Annotated in this window: 14 protein-coding genes and 1 pseudogene; 6 read left to right on the top strand and 9 right to left on the bottom strand. The window is 63.6% G+C overall.

The genetic code is table 11. The features are described from left to right. Position 1 precedes the first annotated feature (1 nt). Positions 2-328, bottom strand: coding sequence for a Grx4 family monothiol glutaredoxin (gene grxD / locus ABIC09_RS08535; RefSeq protein WP_148751473.1), 327 nt, complete (start codon positions 326-328; stop codon positions 2-4). Positions 329-567: 239 nt separating this feature from the next. Here grxD and egtB point away from each other — a divergent pair, with 239 nt between their 5' ends. Both egtB and egtD read left to right on the top strand, forming a co-directional pair. After that, the gene (egtB, locus tag ABIC09_RS08530; RefSeq protein ID WP_354108996.1) at positions 568-1,866 is read left to right on the top strand and encodes an ergothioneine biosynthesis protein EgtB; all 1,299 of its coding nucleotides are present in this window, start codon (positions 568-570) and stop codon (positions 1,864-1,866) included. A gap of 60 nt (positions 1,867-1,926) precedes the next feature. Then, a complete protein-coding gene (gene egtD, locus ABIC09_RS08525) occupies positions 1,927-2,898 on the top strand; it encodes an L-histidine N(alpha)-methyltransferase (RefSeq protein WP_354108995.1) in 972 nt (323 codons plus the stop codon). A gap of 29 nt (positions 2,899-2,927) precedes the next feature. Here the strand turns inward: egtD and ABIC09_RS08520 are convergent, their stop codons facing one another. Together ABIC09_RS08520 and ABIC09_RS08515 are read right to left on the bottom strand one after the other, a co-directional pair. Then, a complete protein-coding gene (locus ABIC09_RS08520) occupies positions 2,928-4,121 on the bottom strand; it encodes a low temperature requirement protein A (RefSeq protein WP_354109126.1) in 1,194 nt (397 codons plus the stop codon). 39 nt (positions 4,122-4,160) lie between these two features. Then, on the bottom strand, positions 4,161-4,397 hold the full coding sequence (locus tag ABIC09_RS08515) for a BolA/IbaG family iron-sulfur metabolism protein (RefSeq protein ID WP_148751469.1): 237 nt from the start codon (positions 4,395-4,397) through the stop codon (positions 4,161-4,163). A gap of 210 nt (positions 4,398-4,607) precedes the next feature. Between ABIC09_RS08515 and ABIC09_RS08510 the strand changes: the two genes are divergently transcribed. Continuing rightward, positions 4,608-4,967, top strand: a complete 360-nt coding sequence (locus ABIC09_RS08510) for a DUF427 domain-containing protein (protein ID WP_148751468.1) — start codon at positions 4,608-4,610, stop codon at positions 4,965-4,967. A 127-nt stretch (positions 4,968-5,094) separates the two neighbouring features. Here the strand turns inward: ABIC09_RS08510 and ABIC09_RS08505 are convergent, their stop codons facing one another. After that, positions 5,095-5,268 (bottom strand): DUF1328 domain-containing protein, encoded by a 174-nt coding sequence (locus ABIC09_RS08505; protein WP_092228199.1) that lies wholly within the window; start codon positions 5,266-5,268, stop codon positions 5,095-5,097. 184 nt (positions 5,269-5,452) lie between these two features. On the opposite strand from ABIC09_RS08505, the gene ABIC09_RS08500 reads away from it, so the two are divergent. Next, positions 5,453-6,643 (top strand): acyltransferase family protein, encoded by a 1,191-nt coding sequence (locus ABIC09_RS08500; RefSeq protein WP_354033270.1) that lies wholly within the window; start codon positions 5,453-5,455, stop codon positions 6,641-6,643. A 16-nt stretch (positions 6,644-6,659) separates the two neighbouring features. Here ABIC09_RS08500 and purL read toward each other — a convergent pair whose 3' ends face one another. Further along, the gene (gene purL, locus ABIC09_RS08495; protein WP_354108994.1) at positions 6,660-8,870 is read right to left on the bottom strand and encodes a phosphoribosylformylglycinamidine synthase subunit PurL; all 2,211 of its coding nucleotides are present in this window, start codon (positions 8,868-8,870) and stop codon (positions 6,660-6,662) included. Positions 8,871-9,054: 184 nt separating this feature from the next. On the opposite strand from purL, the gene ABIC09_RS08490 reads away from it, so the two are divergent. Continuing rightward, positions 9,055-9,534, top strand: a complete 480-nt coding sequence (locus tag ABIC09_RS08490) for a PaaI family thioesterase (RefSeq protein ID WP_354108993.1) — start codon at positions 9,055-9,057, stop codon at positions 9,532-9,534. 38 nt (positions 9,535-9,572) lie between these two features. On the opposite strand, the gene ABIC09_RS08485 is transcribed toward ABIC09_RS08490, so the two are convergent. Both ABIC09_RS08485 and purQ read right to left on the bottom strand, forming a co-directional pair. After that, on the bottom strand, positions 9,573-10,547 hold the full coding sequence (locus tag ABIC09_RS08485) for a tripartite tricarboxylate transporter substrate binding protein BugD (RefSeq protein WP_148751464.1): 975 nt from the start codon (positions 10,545-10,547) through the stop codon (positions 9,573-9,575). After that, a complete protein-coding gene (gene purQ, locus ABIC09_RS08480; protein ID WP_354033267.1) occupies positions 10,544-11,245 on the bottom strand; it encodes a phosphoribosylformylglycinamidine synthase subunit PurQ in 702 nt (233 codons plus the stop codon). Before purQ ends, ABIC09_RS08485 begins: the two co-directional genes overlap by 4 nt. Before the next feature lie 167 nt (positions 11,246-11,412). On the opposite strand from purQ, the pseudogene corA reads away from it, so the two are divergent. Next, a pseudogene (gene corA, locus ABIC09_RS08475) lies at positions 11,413-12,430 on the top strand (magnesium/cobalt transporter CorA). Positions 12,431-12,452: 22 nt separating this feature from the next. Here the strand turns inward: corA and purS are convergent. Both purS and purC read right to left on the bottom strand, forming a co-directional pair. After that, positions 12,453-12,692, bottom strand: coding sequence for a phosphoribosylformylglycinamidine synthase subunit PurS (gene purS / locus ABIC09_RS08470; RefSeq protein ID WP_148773046.1), 240 nt, complete (start codon positions 12,690-12,692; stop codon positions 12,453-12,455). A 12-nt stretch (positions 12,693-12,704) separates the two neighbouring features. After that, complete coding sequence (gene purC / locus ABIC09_RS08465; RefSeq protein WP_173015815.1) at positions 12,705-13,472, bottom strand: phosphoribosylaminoimidazolesuccinocarboxamide synthase; 768 nt, start codon at positions 13,470-13,472, stop codon at positions 12,705-12,707. Between the last annotated feature and the right edge of the window lie 243 nt (positions 13,473-13,715).

Raw genomic sequence — 13,715 nt, 5'->3', positions numbered from 1 at the left:
ATCAGGCCGCGACCGCAACGCCCTTCTCGGACAAGAGCTGCTGCAATTCGCCGGCCTGGAACATCTCGCGGACGATGTCGCAACCGCCGACGAACTCGCCCTTCACGTAGAGCTGCGGGATCGTCGGCCAGTTCGAGTAGTCCTTGATGCCGTTGCGCAGTTCGGCCGATTCGAGGACGTTGAGGCCCTTATAGCCGACGCCGATATGGTCGAGGATCTGGACGACCTGGCCGGAGAAACCGCACTGCGGAAATTGCGGCGTACCCTTCATGAACAGAACCACGTCGTTCGACTTCACTTCGTTGTCGATGAATTCCGCGATGCTCATATCCGTGTCCTTCTGGGGCAGAGCCCTCACCTATCAATCCGGGCCGGCTCAGCCGATCTAACCCGATACCTGGCTATATATGTAGCCCAAACCGTTGTGCATCCAAAGTAAAATGGCGGCGAACGGCCCCCCGGGGCCAGGCCTGACGGCCCCGGCCCCATTGCATGACGGCACGAATATCATCAGCGGGGAGGACTTTCATACCGTAACAGAGCCCCTATCTAGGACGAACCTCGGTTTTGGAACCGGGTCCCGCCAACAACGTTCTCTTGTCCTGTCTGGAGAAAAACGTGACGAAACAAGCCTCCGCCACGGCCACCTCACCGCTTTCGTCACGGTCGGCCGCCCCGGACGGCCTCGCGCAGGGGCTGGAGACCGCGTTTCTTGCCGTCCGCAACGAGACGGAGCGCCGAGCCGCGCCGCTCTCGCCCGAGGACCAGCAGATCCAGTCCATGGCGGACGCGAGCCCCATCAAATGGCACCGGGCGCATACGACCTGGTTCTGGGAGCAGTTCTTGCTCGGCGAGCATGCCGCCGGCTACCGTCCCTTCCACCCCGACTTCGCCTTCCTGTTCAATTCCTATTATGTCAGCGCCGGTCCCCGTCACGCCCGCAATCATCGCGGCGACATCACCCGTCCCAGTGCCGACGAGGTCGGCGCCTATCGCCGTTATGTCGATGCGGCGGTCGTCAAATTCTTCCGCGAAGCTGGCGAAGACGAGCTCCGCGCTCTGGCGCCACTGGTCGAGGTCGGGCTGAACCACGAGCAGCAGCATCAGGAATTGATGTTCACCGACATCCTGCACGCCTTCGCGCAGAATCCGGTCTATCCGTCCTATGACAAGGACTGGCGCTTTCCAGCCGCGACGCGCACCGGCGACGATTGGCTGACGCTCAACGAAGGCATCCACACCGTCGGCCATGTCGAGGACAGCTTCCATTTCGATAACGAGAAGCCGGCGCACCGCGCTCTTGTCGGCCCGGTCAAGATCGCCCGCAATCTCGTCACCAATGGCGAATGGCTCGCCTTCATGCGCGACGGCGGCTACCGGACCGCAACGCTGTGGCTGATGGACGGCTTCGCCGCGGCAAGCAAGGAAGACTGGCCGGCTCCGGGCCATTGGCGCGAGGTCGACGGCGCATGGCAGCTGATGACGCTCGCCGGCGTCACGCCGGTCGATCCCGACGCGCCGGTCTGCCACATCAGCTATTACGAGGCCGATGCGTTTGCGCGCTGGGCCGGAAAACACCTGCCGACCGAGATGGAGTGGGAGGTTGCCGCGCGCGCCGGCCAGCTCAACGACGCCTTCGGCATCGTCTGGCAGTGGACGCGTTCTTCTTATTCACCCTACCCCGGCTACCGCGCCATTGAGGGCGCACTCGGCGAGTACAACGGCAAGTTCATGGTCAACCAGCTGGTGCTGCGCGGCTCCTCGCTCGCGACGCCGGACGGTCACAGCCGTGTCACATACCGCAACTTCTTCTATCCGCACCACCGCTGGCAGTTCACGGGGTTGCGGCTCGCCGATTACGTCTGAAGTCTTTGAAGTCTCATCCGACGACAAATGCGCGCCGGACAGCGCGTTCAGGAGAGTATCATGAATGTGCATGCCAGCGCTTTGGCCGAAGCCCATCTCCCCGACGAGCAGACGACTGCTTTCGCCCGCGAGGCCATCGGGGACCTCTCGCAGCAGCCGAAAAAACTGTCGCCGAAATATTTTTATGACGCGACCGGATCGGAGCTGTTCGAGGCGATCACGCGCCTGCCGGAATATTATCCGACGCGCACCGAGCTTGCGATCCTGAAGGAGCGCGGCAGCGAGATCGCTAAGATCATTCCCGAACATGCCGCGCTGGTCGAGTTCGGAGCAGGCGCGACCACGAAAGTCCGTTTGCTGCTCAACCATTGCAGGTTCGCGGCCTATGTGCCCGTCGATATCTCCGGCGATTTCCTGAAGGCACAGGCCAACGGGCTGAAGCGGGATTTCCCCTCGCTCAGCATCTATCCGGTGGCCGCCGACTTCACCACGCCGTTCGAGCTGCCCAAGGCGGTCGCGTCCATGCCCAAGGTCGGCTTCTTCCCCGGCTCGACCATCGGCAATTTCGAGCCGCATGAGGCGCAGGCCTTCCTGAAGAGTGCCCGTCAGATCCTGGGGAAGGGCGCGCAGATGATCATCGGCGCCGACCTGGAGAAAGAGGAGCGCGTGCTCCACGCTGCCTATAACGACGCGGCCGGCGTCACCGCGCGTTTCAACCTCAATGTGCTGGTGCGGATCAACCGCGAGCTCGGCGGCAATTTCGACCTCTCCGCCTTCAGCCATGGCGCGATCTACAATCACGAGCGGCACCGCATCGAGATGCACCTGATCAGCCGGAAGAGCCAGACGGTGCGCCTGCTCGGGACCAGCTTCTCGTTCAAGCCCGGCGAGAGCATTCACACCGAGAACAGCTACAAATACAGCCTTGAGCGTTTCGCCGCGCTGGCGCAGAGCGCCGGCTGGCGAGTGCGCGAGAGCTGGACGGATGCCGCGAAGATGTTCTCGGTGCACGCGCTGGAGGCGGCGGAGTAAACGTTCCGGAGCTACCGGCGGCCGCCAGCTTAACGCTCCGCGGCTTCTTCCGGCTTCGATCCCAGCGACACCGACTCCCACACCGCGACGACGATCATGATCGCGCTGGTCGCAACCGACAGCCATAAGGGCGAGAGATCGGCGGCGAACCACCACAGCGCCATCAGCAAGATGATGCCGATGCCGTGCGAGAGCTGGAGAAACCCGCGGATCGTGTGCTTGAACAGGATGGTGCCGACCAGAAACACCAAGGGGCCACCGATCGTGCTCACGATGGTGCGGACGTCGGAATGTCCGGTCGGGTGCTTCAGCACCAGCTCGTCCGAAACTGCGGTCAGGATGATGCCGGCGACGATCGGCATGTGCAGATAGGTGTAGGCGAGCCGCGCCAGCCGGCCGGATTCCGCGCTCTTCGAGATCCGCTCGGAGCCGGCCTCGGCGCCCTTGTGGAAATAGACCCACCACATCGCGATGCTGCCGACCAGGCACGAGAGGAAGGCCAGGATGTTGTCTGCGGTCCAGTCCAGCTCGGCAAAGGTCGCGCCGTTGACGACGACGGCTTCACCGAGGGCGATAATGATGAAACCGGCGCAGCGCTCGGCCATGTGGTTGCCCTCGACCGCCCAGGCCTCGACCGACGAGAAGCCCAGCTTCGGCACCCAGAAGCGCACCGCGGGCGAGACGTATTCGATCGTCAGCGCCACGATCCAGAACCACAGCCTCTGCTCGGCATGGGCCAGACCGCCGAGGATCCAGAACACGGCGGAGCAGGAGAGCCAGACCAGGATGCGGATCGCATTGTGCCGCACGGCGGTGCGATGGCGCGGGGTCGCAAACAGCCAGAAGGCAGTGCGTCCAACCTGCATGACCGCATAGGCGATCGCAAACCACAGCCCGCGCCCTTCGAACGCGCCCGGGACGGTCGTCGACAGCACGAGCCCGCCCAGCATCATCAGGAAGATCAGGATGCGGACCGGCGTCAGCTCGGGGTTGAGCCAGTTGGTGACCCAGGCGGTGTAGACCCACACCCACCACACCGCCAGGAACAGCAGCGTGACCTCGACCGCCCCGAGCGGCGTGAAGTGGTGCAGCAGCGTGTGCGAGATCTGGGTGACGGCGAAGACGAAGACGAGGTCGAAGAACAGCTCGGCATTGGTGACGCGGCTCGGCTGGTTCGGCACGACCACGCGAAACATCGCGCCGCGCGGGTTGTCGGCCGCCATCATCGTCCCCGTCGCGCGATCAGGTCAGGTCCAAATTATTCAAGTACTTGGTACGCCGGTTTGCAGCGCCAGCGCATGCAGCACGCCGCCCATCTGACCCTGCAGGGACCGATAGACGATCTGGTGCTGCTGGACGCGGGATTTGCCGCGGAAGGATTCCGAGATCACGGTCGCGGCATAATGGTCGCCATCGCCGGCGAGGTCACGGATGGTCACCTCGGCATCGGGGATTGCGGCCTTGATCATCGCCTCGATATCGTGGGCGTCCATGGGCATTCGGGTCTTGCTCCTTGTGTCGGCCTACAGCCTCGGCGTCGAATCGCCTTGCCGGGGTCCGGCCCTGCAGAGCCAAACTTGCCGGCAGGGCCAAACTTAGCGTGAACGGCCTTCTACGTCACGCCTTCAGGCACTATATCCCTGATCCCAACAGGATAAAGGCACGACAAAGTGCCGCGCGTGGCAGATTGATCGAAAAGGCGTGAAATCATGAAGCTTCCAGGCCCCGACCACCCCATCACCATCACCCAAAACCCCCGGCGCGTCCGCGTCACGGCGGGTGATGTCGTGATTGCCGAGAGCGCCAAGGCGCTGACGCTGAAAGAGGCCAAATATCCGGCGGTGCAATATGTGCCGCGCGAGGATGCCAACATGGCGCTGCTGGAGCGCACCGAGCGCACCACCCACTGCCCCTACAAGGGGGACGCCAGCTATTACAGCATCAAGGCCGACGGCAAGACGCTCGATAACGCCATCTGGACCTATGAGACGCCCTTCCCCGCGATGACCGAGATCACTGGCCATCTCGCCTTCTATCCGGACAAGGTGAAGATCGAGGAAGTGGGGTAGTCCACGTTCTGTGCCGTCGTCATGGCCGGGCTTGTCCCGGCCATCCAGGTTCTTGGCAGTCGGAACGAAGACGTGGATGCCCGGGACAAGCCCGGGCACGACGACTGGGCGTGTGGGAGCAGCGCCGCTACGCCCTGAAGATCGTGAGCCCGAGTATCAGCAGCACCAGGAAGATCACGACGAAGACATAGAACAGGAAGCGGGCGACGTCGGCGGAGGCGGCCGAGATGCCGGTGAAGCCGAGCACACCTGCCACGATCGAGATCAGCAGGAAGATCAGCGCCCATTTCAAGATCGTCATCGCCAGCTCCGCGACAGTGGCCACTGCAATCGGCGGCCTTCGCCGGTTTCGGAAACGCTAACCGCGTTGCGCGGAGCTGGTTCCTAGACGCACGACGGAAGGTTGTCGCGGCACAAACTGCCCTTGCTGAATCGGGTTCCCGGCGGCAGAGTCGTGTAGGGACAGAGGCACAACCGGGGCAACCATGAGCACGATCTCACAGTCAGCGACGATTGGCGCCGAAGCGCATGCTGCGCCAAAAAGCAAGACGCGCAACCTGTCGCTCGACCGCGCCCGCACCTTCCTGACGCTGGTGGTGCTGCTGCATCACGCTGTCATCCCCTATACCTATTTCGGTCATACCGACCCGAAGTCCTTCTTCGGCTTCGACATGATCGTGCTCGCTACCGATAGCTTCTTCATGGCGATGTTCTTTTTTCTGTCGGGCTTGTTTGCGTGGTCAGGCATCGCCCGCAAGGGGGCGCCGAGCTATTTGGCAGATCGCCTGCTGCGGCTTGGGCTGCCGTTCGTGATTTGCGCATTCACGATCATTCCGCTCGCCTACTACGCGATCTCGCTCAGGCACAATCCCGAGATCGGCTTCTCGGAGTACTGGTGGAATATGGTCACGAAGGGCCCGTGGCCGAGCGGGCCGATCTGGTTCCTCTGGGTCCTGTTCGCCTTCGACGTGGTTGCCTGCATCCTGCATCGACTGTCACCCAACCTGCTCGATCCGATCAATCGCCTGTCGCTGCACGGCCGCCGCCGGCCGGCGGTGTTCTTCGCGGTCATGCTTGCCGTCACCGCAGCGTTCTATGTTCCCGGGCTGATGTATTTTGGGCCAAGCAGCTGGTTCGAGTTCGGGCCCTTCTCGGTGCAGCACGGGCGCGTGATGCTCTATGCGAGCTACTTCTTTTTCGGTGCCGGCATCGGCGTCGCGAATATGGACCGCGGACTGCTCGCGGCTGACGGCCGGATGGCGAAGGTCAGTTGGGACTGGATGGTCTTGGCGATCGTTCCGTATTGCCTGCTCTGGGTACTGATCTTCATCAAGCGCGAAATACTGGGAAATCCGTCACCGCTGCCGAACTGGTATGAGGGGCTCTATGCTATCTGCTTCGCTGTCTTCAGCGTGGCCATCATGTTTCTCATCCTGGCCTTCTTCCAGAGGTTCAAGCAATCGGGTTCGGCCAGACTACTCGATCCGATGCAGGCGGACGCCTTTGGCATATTTTTGGTGCACTACCCGATCGCGCTTTGGCTGCAATACTGGCTGTTCGACTATGACCTGCCAGCGATCGTCAAGGCGACGATGGGATTCGTGCTGACGGTCGCGTTCAGTTGGGCGCTGACGCGCGCCTTGCGCCAAATCCCCGGGGCAACGAAGGTGCTGTGAGTTTGGGGAGGGCGGCTTACGCCGCCTTCCCGGCCATATAATCCGGCAACCAGCGCTCGTGCGACGTCCGCAGCGTGTCGATCGCAACCGGCGCCTCGCCCGCGATCGCTACCGCATCGCCACCTGTGGTGCCGATCCGCACGCAGGGCACCTCACAGCCGCGCATCTTGGCGAGTACGCGGCCGGCTTCGGTTTCCGGCACGGTGACGAGATAGCGCGCCTGGTCCTCGCCGAACCAGTAGGCCTGCGGCACGAGCGCCGCCGGTGCTGCCAGCAGCTTCGCGCCGATGCCACCCGCCATCGCCATTTCGGCGAGCGCGATCAGCAGGCCACCGTCGGAAAGATCGTGCACGGCGGTTGCAGTGCCCGCATGGATCATGCCGCGCACGCAGTCGCCGTTGCGCTTCTCGGCAGCAAGGTCGACCGGCGGCGGCGCGCCCTCCTCGCGACCGCAGATGTCGCGCAGATAAACGGACTGGCCGAGCCAGCCATGGGTGTCGCCGATCAGGAGGATCGCCTCGCCCTCCGCCTTGAAGGCGAGCGACGAAGACTTGGTGAAATCGTCGAGCAGGCCGACGCCGCCGATCGAGGGCGTCGGCAGGATCGCGCGGCCGTTGGTCTCGTTGTAGAGCGAGACGTTGCCGGAGACGACCGGGAAGTCGAGCGTGCGGCAGGCTTCCGAGATGCCCTTCAGGCAACCGACGAGCTGGCCCATGATCTCAGGGCGCTCGGGATTGCCGAAATTGAGATTGTCGGTGATCGCGAGCGGCTTGCCGCCGACGGCCGTGATGTTGCGCCAGGCCTCCGCCACCGCCTGCATGCCGCCCTGGTAAGGATCGGCTTCGCAATAGCGCGGCGTGACGTCGACGGTAAGCGCCAGGCCCTTCGGCCCGTCCTGCACGCGCACGACCGCGGCGTCGCCGCCGGGGCGCTGCATGGTGTTACCGAGGATGACGTGGTCGTACTGCTCCCAGACCCAGCGCTTGCTGCACATGTCGGGCGTGCCGATCAGCTTCTCCAGCGCCGCACCGAGCGCCATCGGCGCCGGCACTTCGCGCGCATGCACGATCGGCAGCGCGGCGGAGGGAACATGCGGACGGTCGTAGAGCGGCGCCTCGTCGCCGAGCTCCTTGATCGGCAGATCGGCCATGACGTCGCCGCCATGCTTGACCACGAAGCGCTTGCTCGGCGTGGTGTAGCCGACGACGGCAAAGTCGAGGCCCCATTTCCTGAAGATCGCCTCGGCTTCCTGTTCCTTCTCGGGCTTGAGCACCATGAGCATGCGCTCCTGGCTCTCCGAGAGCATCATCTCGTAGGCGCTCATGCCGGTCTCGCGGGTCGGCACGGCGTCGAGATCGAGGTCGACGCCGAGGTCGCCCTTGGCACCCATCTCGACCGCCGAGCAGGTCAGGCCCGCCGCACCCATGTCCTGGATCGCGATGACGCAGCCCTTCTCCATGATCTCGAGGCAGGCCTCGAGCAGAAGTTTCTCGGCGAAGGGATCGCCGACCTGCACCGTCGGGCGCTTCTCCTCGGACTTGTCGTCGAACTCGGCCGACGCCATCGAGGCGCCGTGGATGCCGTCGCGGCCCGTTTTGGAGCCGAGATACACGATCGGCATGTTCACGCCGGAGGCGGCCGCATAGAAGATCTTGTCGGCATCGGCGAGACCGACCGCCATCGCGTTGACGAGGATGTTGCCATCATAACGCGTGTGGAAACGCACCTGGCCGCCGACCGTGGGCACGCCGAAGGAATTGCCGTAGCCGCCGACACCGGCAACGACGCCGGACACGAGATGCCGGGTCTTGGCGTGCTCGGGCGCGCCGAAGCTTAGCGCGTTGAGGCAGGCGATCGGGCGCGCGCCCATGGTGAAGACGTCGCGCAAAATGCCGCCGACGCCGGTGGTCGCGCCTTGATAGGGCTCGATGTAGCTCGGGTGGTTGTGGCTCTCCATCTTGAAGACCACGGCCTGGCCATCGCCGATGTCGATCACGCCGGCGTTCTCGCCGGGCCCCTGAATCACCCAGGGCGCCTTGGTCGGCAGGCCCTTCAGATGGATGCGCGAGGATTTGTACGAGCAGTGCTCGTTCCACATTGCCGAGAAAATGCCGAGCTCGGTGAAGGTCGGCTCCCGCCCGATCAGCTTCAGGATGCGCTCATACTCGTCGGGCTTGAGCCCGTGGGCCGCGACCAGTTCGGGGGTGATCTTGGGTTCGTTCTTCATGGATTTTGGGCTTTCGGCGGGCGTTTGGCCGTTCTTAGGAACATCGGGGCCTCACGAAAAGCCCTTTATGACGCATTTTCCCGCTGTCCCACGTTTTGCAAGGAGGGTCGGCGGGAACGGGAATTGCAAGGCGCTGACGGATCGGATTTAAGGGCTAAAGACCCGCAATTGAAGGCCCATTTCCTTGCACGAATTGACCAAAGTGACCCCGTCCCGCCGTCCCGACCTGCACGTCGCGATCGAGGGCGAGTTCAGAGGGTGGCGGACCTGGATTCGCGACAGTTTTGAGAGCCATATCGGGCCGTTCTGGCACAAGATCGACGACGACGGCAGCATTCGCTGCGCCTTCCGGGTCGAGAAAAAGCACCTCAACGGCTCCGGAAATGTCCACGGCGGCTGCTTCATGGCCTTCGCGGACTATTGCCTGTTCGCAATCGCCACCCACGAGCTGGATGGCCCGGCCGTGACCACCAATTTCGCCTGCGATTTCCTCGACGCGGCGCGCGAGGGCGAGCTGGTCGAATGCACAGGCGAAGTGTCCCGGGCCGGCGGCTCCCTGATCTTCCTGCGCGGCAAGCTGAGCTCAGCCGACCGGCCGCTGTTCACGTTCTCCGGCACGATCAAACGCGTGAAGCGGAAGCCGGCACTGCAGGCAAACGCATAGCGCCGCACTTTTCATTTTCGCACCGCTAGCGCGAACCTCTACTGCTTGCCCTCGTCGGCCAGCATCTTCCGGTATTTCTCTACGTCGCGCGTCACGAGCTTTTGCAGCACCTCGGGCGTGTGCTCGTCGGGATCGGGCGCGACGGTCGACAGCTCGGCAAAACGCTTCTTCACCGCGTCGGTTTCCACGGCCGCGCGCGCAGCCGCGTTCAGCCTGGCGATGATGGTCGGCGGCGTGCCCTTGGGCGCGAACAGGCCGTTCCAGCCCTGCGCCTCGAATTCGGGCAGGCCGGCTTCGGCTGATGTCGGCAGATCGGGCAGCGTCGCGAGCCGCACCGTCGAGCCGACCACGAGCCCTTTCACCAGCTTTTCGTTGATCGACTGCGAGACCGAGGCCGCTGCGTCACAGACGCCGTCGATCTGGCTGCCGATCGCATCGGTCAGCGCGGGCGACGCGCCGCGATAGCCGACCAGCGTCGCGTCGATCCCGGCGGCCGTCACGAAACTCTTGCAGATGAGGTAGTTCGACGAGCCGACGCCGGCATGGCCGAGATTGATCTTGCCCGGGTTGGCCTTGGCGTAGGCGATGAACTCCTTCAGATCTTTCGCCGGAAAATCCTTGCGTAGCGCGATGATGCCGAAGGTCTTGGCCACCATGCCGATCGGCGCAAAAGACTCCGGCGTGAACGGCAGCTTGGGATAGATCGTGTAGGTCGCGGCATTGGTGCCGGCATTGCCGATCGCGATGGTGTAACCATCAGGCTCGGCACGCGAAGCGCGTGCCAGCGCGGTCGAGCCGCCGGCCCCCGCAACGTTCTCGATCACGATGGACTGGCCGAGCGCCACGCCCATCTGTTCGGCCACCGTGCGCGCGATCACGTCCGAGGTGCCGCCGGCCGCGAACGGCACGATCATGGTGATCGGATGTTTTGGAAAATCCTGCGCGAACGCAGCCGTCGCGAACAAGAGCACCGCGAACGCGGCGAGTGCACGCTTCACCACGAAGGAAATCACGCGGCCTTTTCCAGATGCGCAGTGAGACCTGCGAACAGGCCGCGGCCATCGGTGCAGCCCATGATGTCTTCGACGTGGTTTTCCGGGTGCGGCATCATGCCGAGCACGTTGCCCTTGTCGTTGACGAGGCCGGCGATGGAATGCGCCGCGCCGTTGATGTTGTGGTTCTCGTCGACCGCACCGTCGGCCGAGCAGTAGCGATAGAGCACCCGCCCCTCGCCCTCGATGCGCTTGACGGTCTCTTCGTCCGCCTCGTAATTGCCCTCGCCGTGCGCGACCGGCACGCGGATAACCTGGCCGGCATTGTAGCCGCGGGTGAACGGCGTATCTGAGCGCTCGACGCGCAGATGCACGTCCTTGCAGATGAATTTCAGCCGAGCATTGCGCATCAGCACGCCCGGCAGCAGGCCGGATTCGCAGAGGATCTGGAAACCGTTGCAGACGCCGAGCACGAGCCCGCCCTTGGCCGCATAGTCGCGCACCGCATCCATCACCGGCGCCCGCGCCGCAATCGCACCACAGCGCAGATAATCGCCGTAGGAGAAGCCGCCGGGCACGACCACGAGATCGGTGCCATCAGGCAGCGACGTCTCGGCGTGCCACACCATCGCAGGCTCGTGGCCCGAGATCAGCCTCAGCGCGCGCGCCATGTCGCGCTCGCGGTTGATTCCGGGAAAGACGAGGATGGCGGCTTTCATGATTCAGGTTCCAACGAGGGTGGGAATCGGGTTGGCCCGCGGGCCAAATCGTGAAGAGACATAGCCATTTGACGGGGATTTTACCAGTGCTAGCCTCGCCGGACGGCCTTGTGCACAGGCCATGACCACGGCGCGTCTGCCCAAGTATTTTGCCCGGGATTGAAGCCATGAATGTCCCGTCACTGCCCACATCCGAGTCCGAACCGGTCTCCGCAGAGGGCGTCGTCGCCGCCGGCGCCTATGTCGATGGCCGGCGCGTCGCCAACATCGCCATCAGCGAGGCGTCGAGCTGGCGGGCCAAGCCCGGCCATGTGGTCTGGATCGGGCTGCACGAGCCCGACATGGCGCTGCTCGGCGCGGTGCAGAAGCCAATTCGACCTGCACGAGCTCGCCATCGAGGACGCCAACAACGCCCATCAGCGGCCCAAGATCGAGCAATATGGCGAGGCCCTGTTCATCGTCGCGCGCACGGCGCAATTGATCGAGGGCCGGATCGCCTTCGGCGAGACCCACATCTTCATCGGCGACGGTTATCTCGTGACGGTCCGTCACGGCGCCTCGACCTCCTACACGGCGGTGCGCGAACGCTGCGAGAGCTGTCCGCGGGCGCTGGCGCGAGGCGAGGACTATATCCTCTATGCGATCCTCGATTTCATCGTCGACAACTACTCCCCTGTGCTCGAGAGCATTCACGAGGAGGTCGAGGAGATCGAGGACTACGTGCTCTCGAACGCGATCACCAAGGCGCAGATCGAACGGCTGTACATGCTGCGCCGCGACCTGTTGCGGCTGCGCAATGCCGTCGGGCCCCTGGTCGAAGTCTGCCGCCGGCTGGAGCATGACGAGCTGTCGATGGTGCGCCCGGCGATGCAGACCCTGTTCCGCGACGTCACCGACCACGTCCGCAACATCCAGGAGCGCATCGATTCCATGCGCGAGGTGCTGGCCTTCGCTTTTGAGGCGAGCCTGCTGGTCGGCCAGGCGCAGGAGACGGCGGTGTCGAAGAAGCTCGCCTCCTGGCTTGCGATCCTGGCCGTCCCGACCGCAGTCGCCGGCATCTATGGGATGAACTTCAAGTACATCCCGGAGCTACAGCTGGAATACGGCTACTTCATCGTGTTGGGATTGATGGCGCTCGCCTGCCTCGGATTGTACTGGCGCTTCCACCGCGCCGGCTGGCTCTGACGCCAGCGCCTGCGCGCCGACGTCAGACGATCTCGACCCGATAGTTCTCGATCACGGTGTTGGCGAGTAGCTTGTCGGCAGCGTCCTTCAGCGCGGCTTCCGCCTTGGCCTTGTCGGCGCCGGCGAGCTCGATGTCGAACACCTTGCCCTGCCGCACGCTGGCGACGCCATCGACGCCGAGCGATTTCAGCGCCCCTTCGATGGCCTTGCCCTGCGGATCGAGGATACCCGTCTTCAAGGTAACGGTGACACGTGCCTTCACGTCGAAAACCCCTTAGCTCTTCACCAGCACCGGGCCTGAGCCCTGCGGACGCTCGTTCTCCATGAGGATGCCGAGGCGCTTGGCGACTTCGGTATAGGCCTCGAGCAGGCCGCCGAGATCCCTGCGGAAACGGTCCTTGTCGAGCTTCTCGTTCGACTTGATGTCCCACAGACGGCAGCTATCCGGCGAGATCTCGTCGGCGACGATGATGCGCATCATCTCGTTCTCGAACAACCGGCCGCATTCCATCTTGAAGTCGACGAGGCGGATGCCGATGCCGAGGAAGAGGCCGGTGAGGAAGTCGTTGACGCGGATGGCGAGCGCCATGATGTCGTCGATCTCCTGCGGCGTGGCCCAGCCGAAGGCAGTGATGTGCTCTTCCGACACCATGGGGTCGTTGAGCTGGTCGTTCTTGTAATAGAATTCGATGATCGAACGGGGCAGCTGGGTGCCCTCCTCGATGCCGAGGCGCTGCGACAGCGAGCCGGCGGCAACGTTCCGCACCACCACCTCGAGCGGCACGATCTCGACCTCGCGAATCAACTGCTCGCGCATGTTGAGGCGGCGGATGAAGTGGGTCGGCACCCCGATGTCGTTGAGGTGCTGAAACAGGTACTCCGAGATCCGGTTGTTGAGGACACCCTTGCCCTCGATCACCTGATGCTTCTTCGCATTGAACGCGGTGGCGTCATCCTTGAAGTGCTGGATCAGGGTACCAGGCTCCGGACCTTCATAGAGAACCTTTGCCTTGCCTTCATAAATGCGACGCCGACGGCTCATTGGGATGTACCGTGTTTTGTTGAAATCCATGTGTTTGGTGTGCTCCGGTTACCAGGTTACGACCCACAGCGGAGCTGCCGTGAACGGCCTGGAACCCCATCCGAATCCTTGGAAACAGAACGGGAACCAAGCCTTTAGGCAACCTATCCGATTGGCTGTCCCAGCACAATCGATCCGGCCCGTCCGACGCTGACTTATACCACCTTGCCTGCGGCTTTACGGCTCGTTGTTTCACCGATTCCT

The sequence above is a fragment of the Bradyrhizobium sp. S3.12.5 genome (genome assembly GCF_040548225.1).
Taxonomy (GTDB): domain Bacteria; phylum Pseudomonadota; class Alphaproteobacteria; order Rhizobiales; family Xanthobacteraceae; genus Bradyrhizobium; species Bradyrhizobium cytisi.
Note: the sequence above shows the minus strand (reverse complement) of the source record. Positions and strands in the feature narration are given on the sequence as shown.

Bases quoted from the DNA above. Each gene is read 5' to 3' on its own strand.
- grxD (WP_148751473.1), bottom strand. From the start codon at position 328: ATGAGCATCGCGGAATTCATCGACAACGAAGTGAAGTCGAACGACGTG.
- egtD (WP_354108995.1), top strand. From the start codon at position 1,927: ATGAATGTGCATGCCAGCGCTTTGGCCGAAGCCCATCTCCCCGACGAG.
- ABIC09_RS08520 (WP_354109126.1), bottom strand. From the start codon at position 4,121: ATGGCGGCCGACAACCCGCGCGGCGCGATGTTTCGCGTGGTCGTGCCG.
- ABIC09_RS08515 (WP_148751469.1), bottom strand. From the start codon at position 4,397: ATGCCCATGGACGCCCACGATATCGAGGCGATGATCAAGGCCGCAATC.
- ABIC09_RS08510 (WP_148751468.1), top strand. From the start codon at position 4,608: ATGAAGCTTCCAGGCCCCGACCACCCCATCACCATCACCCAAAACCCC.
- ABIC09_RS08505 (WP_092228199.1), bottom strand. From the start codon at position 5,268: ATGACGATCTTGAAATGGGCGCTGATCTTCCTGCTGATCTCGATCGTG.
- ABIC09_RS08500 (WP_354033270.1), top strand. From the start codon at position 5,453: ATGAGCACGATCTCACAGTCAGCGACGATTGGCGCCGAAGCGCATGCT.
- purL (WP_354108994.1), bottom strand. From the start codon at position 8,870: ATGAAGAACGAACCCAAGATCACCCCCGAACTGGTCGCGGCCCACGGG.
- purQ (WP_354033267.1), bottom strand. From the start codon at position 11,245: ATGAAAGCCGCCATCCTCGTCTTTCCCGGAATCAACCGCGAGCGCGAC.
- purC (WP_173015815.1), bottom strand. From the start codon at position 13,472: ATGAGCCGTCGGCGTCGCATTTATGAAGGCAAGGCAAAGGTTCTCTAT.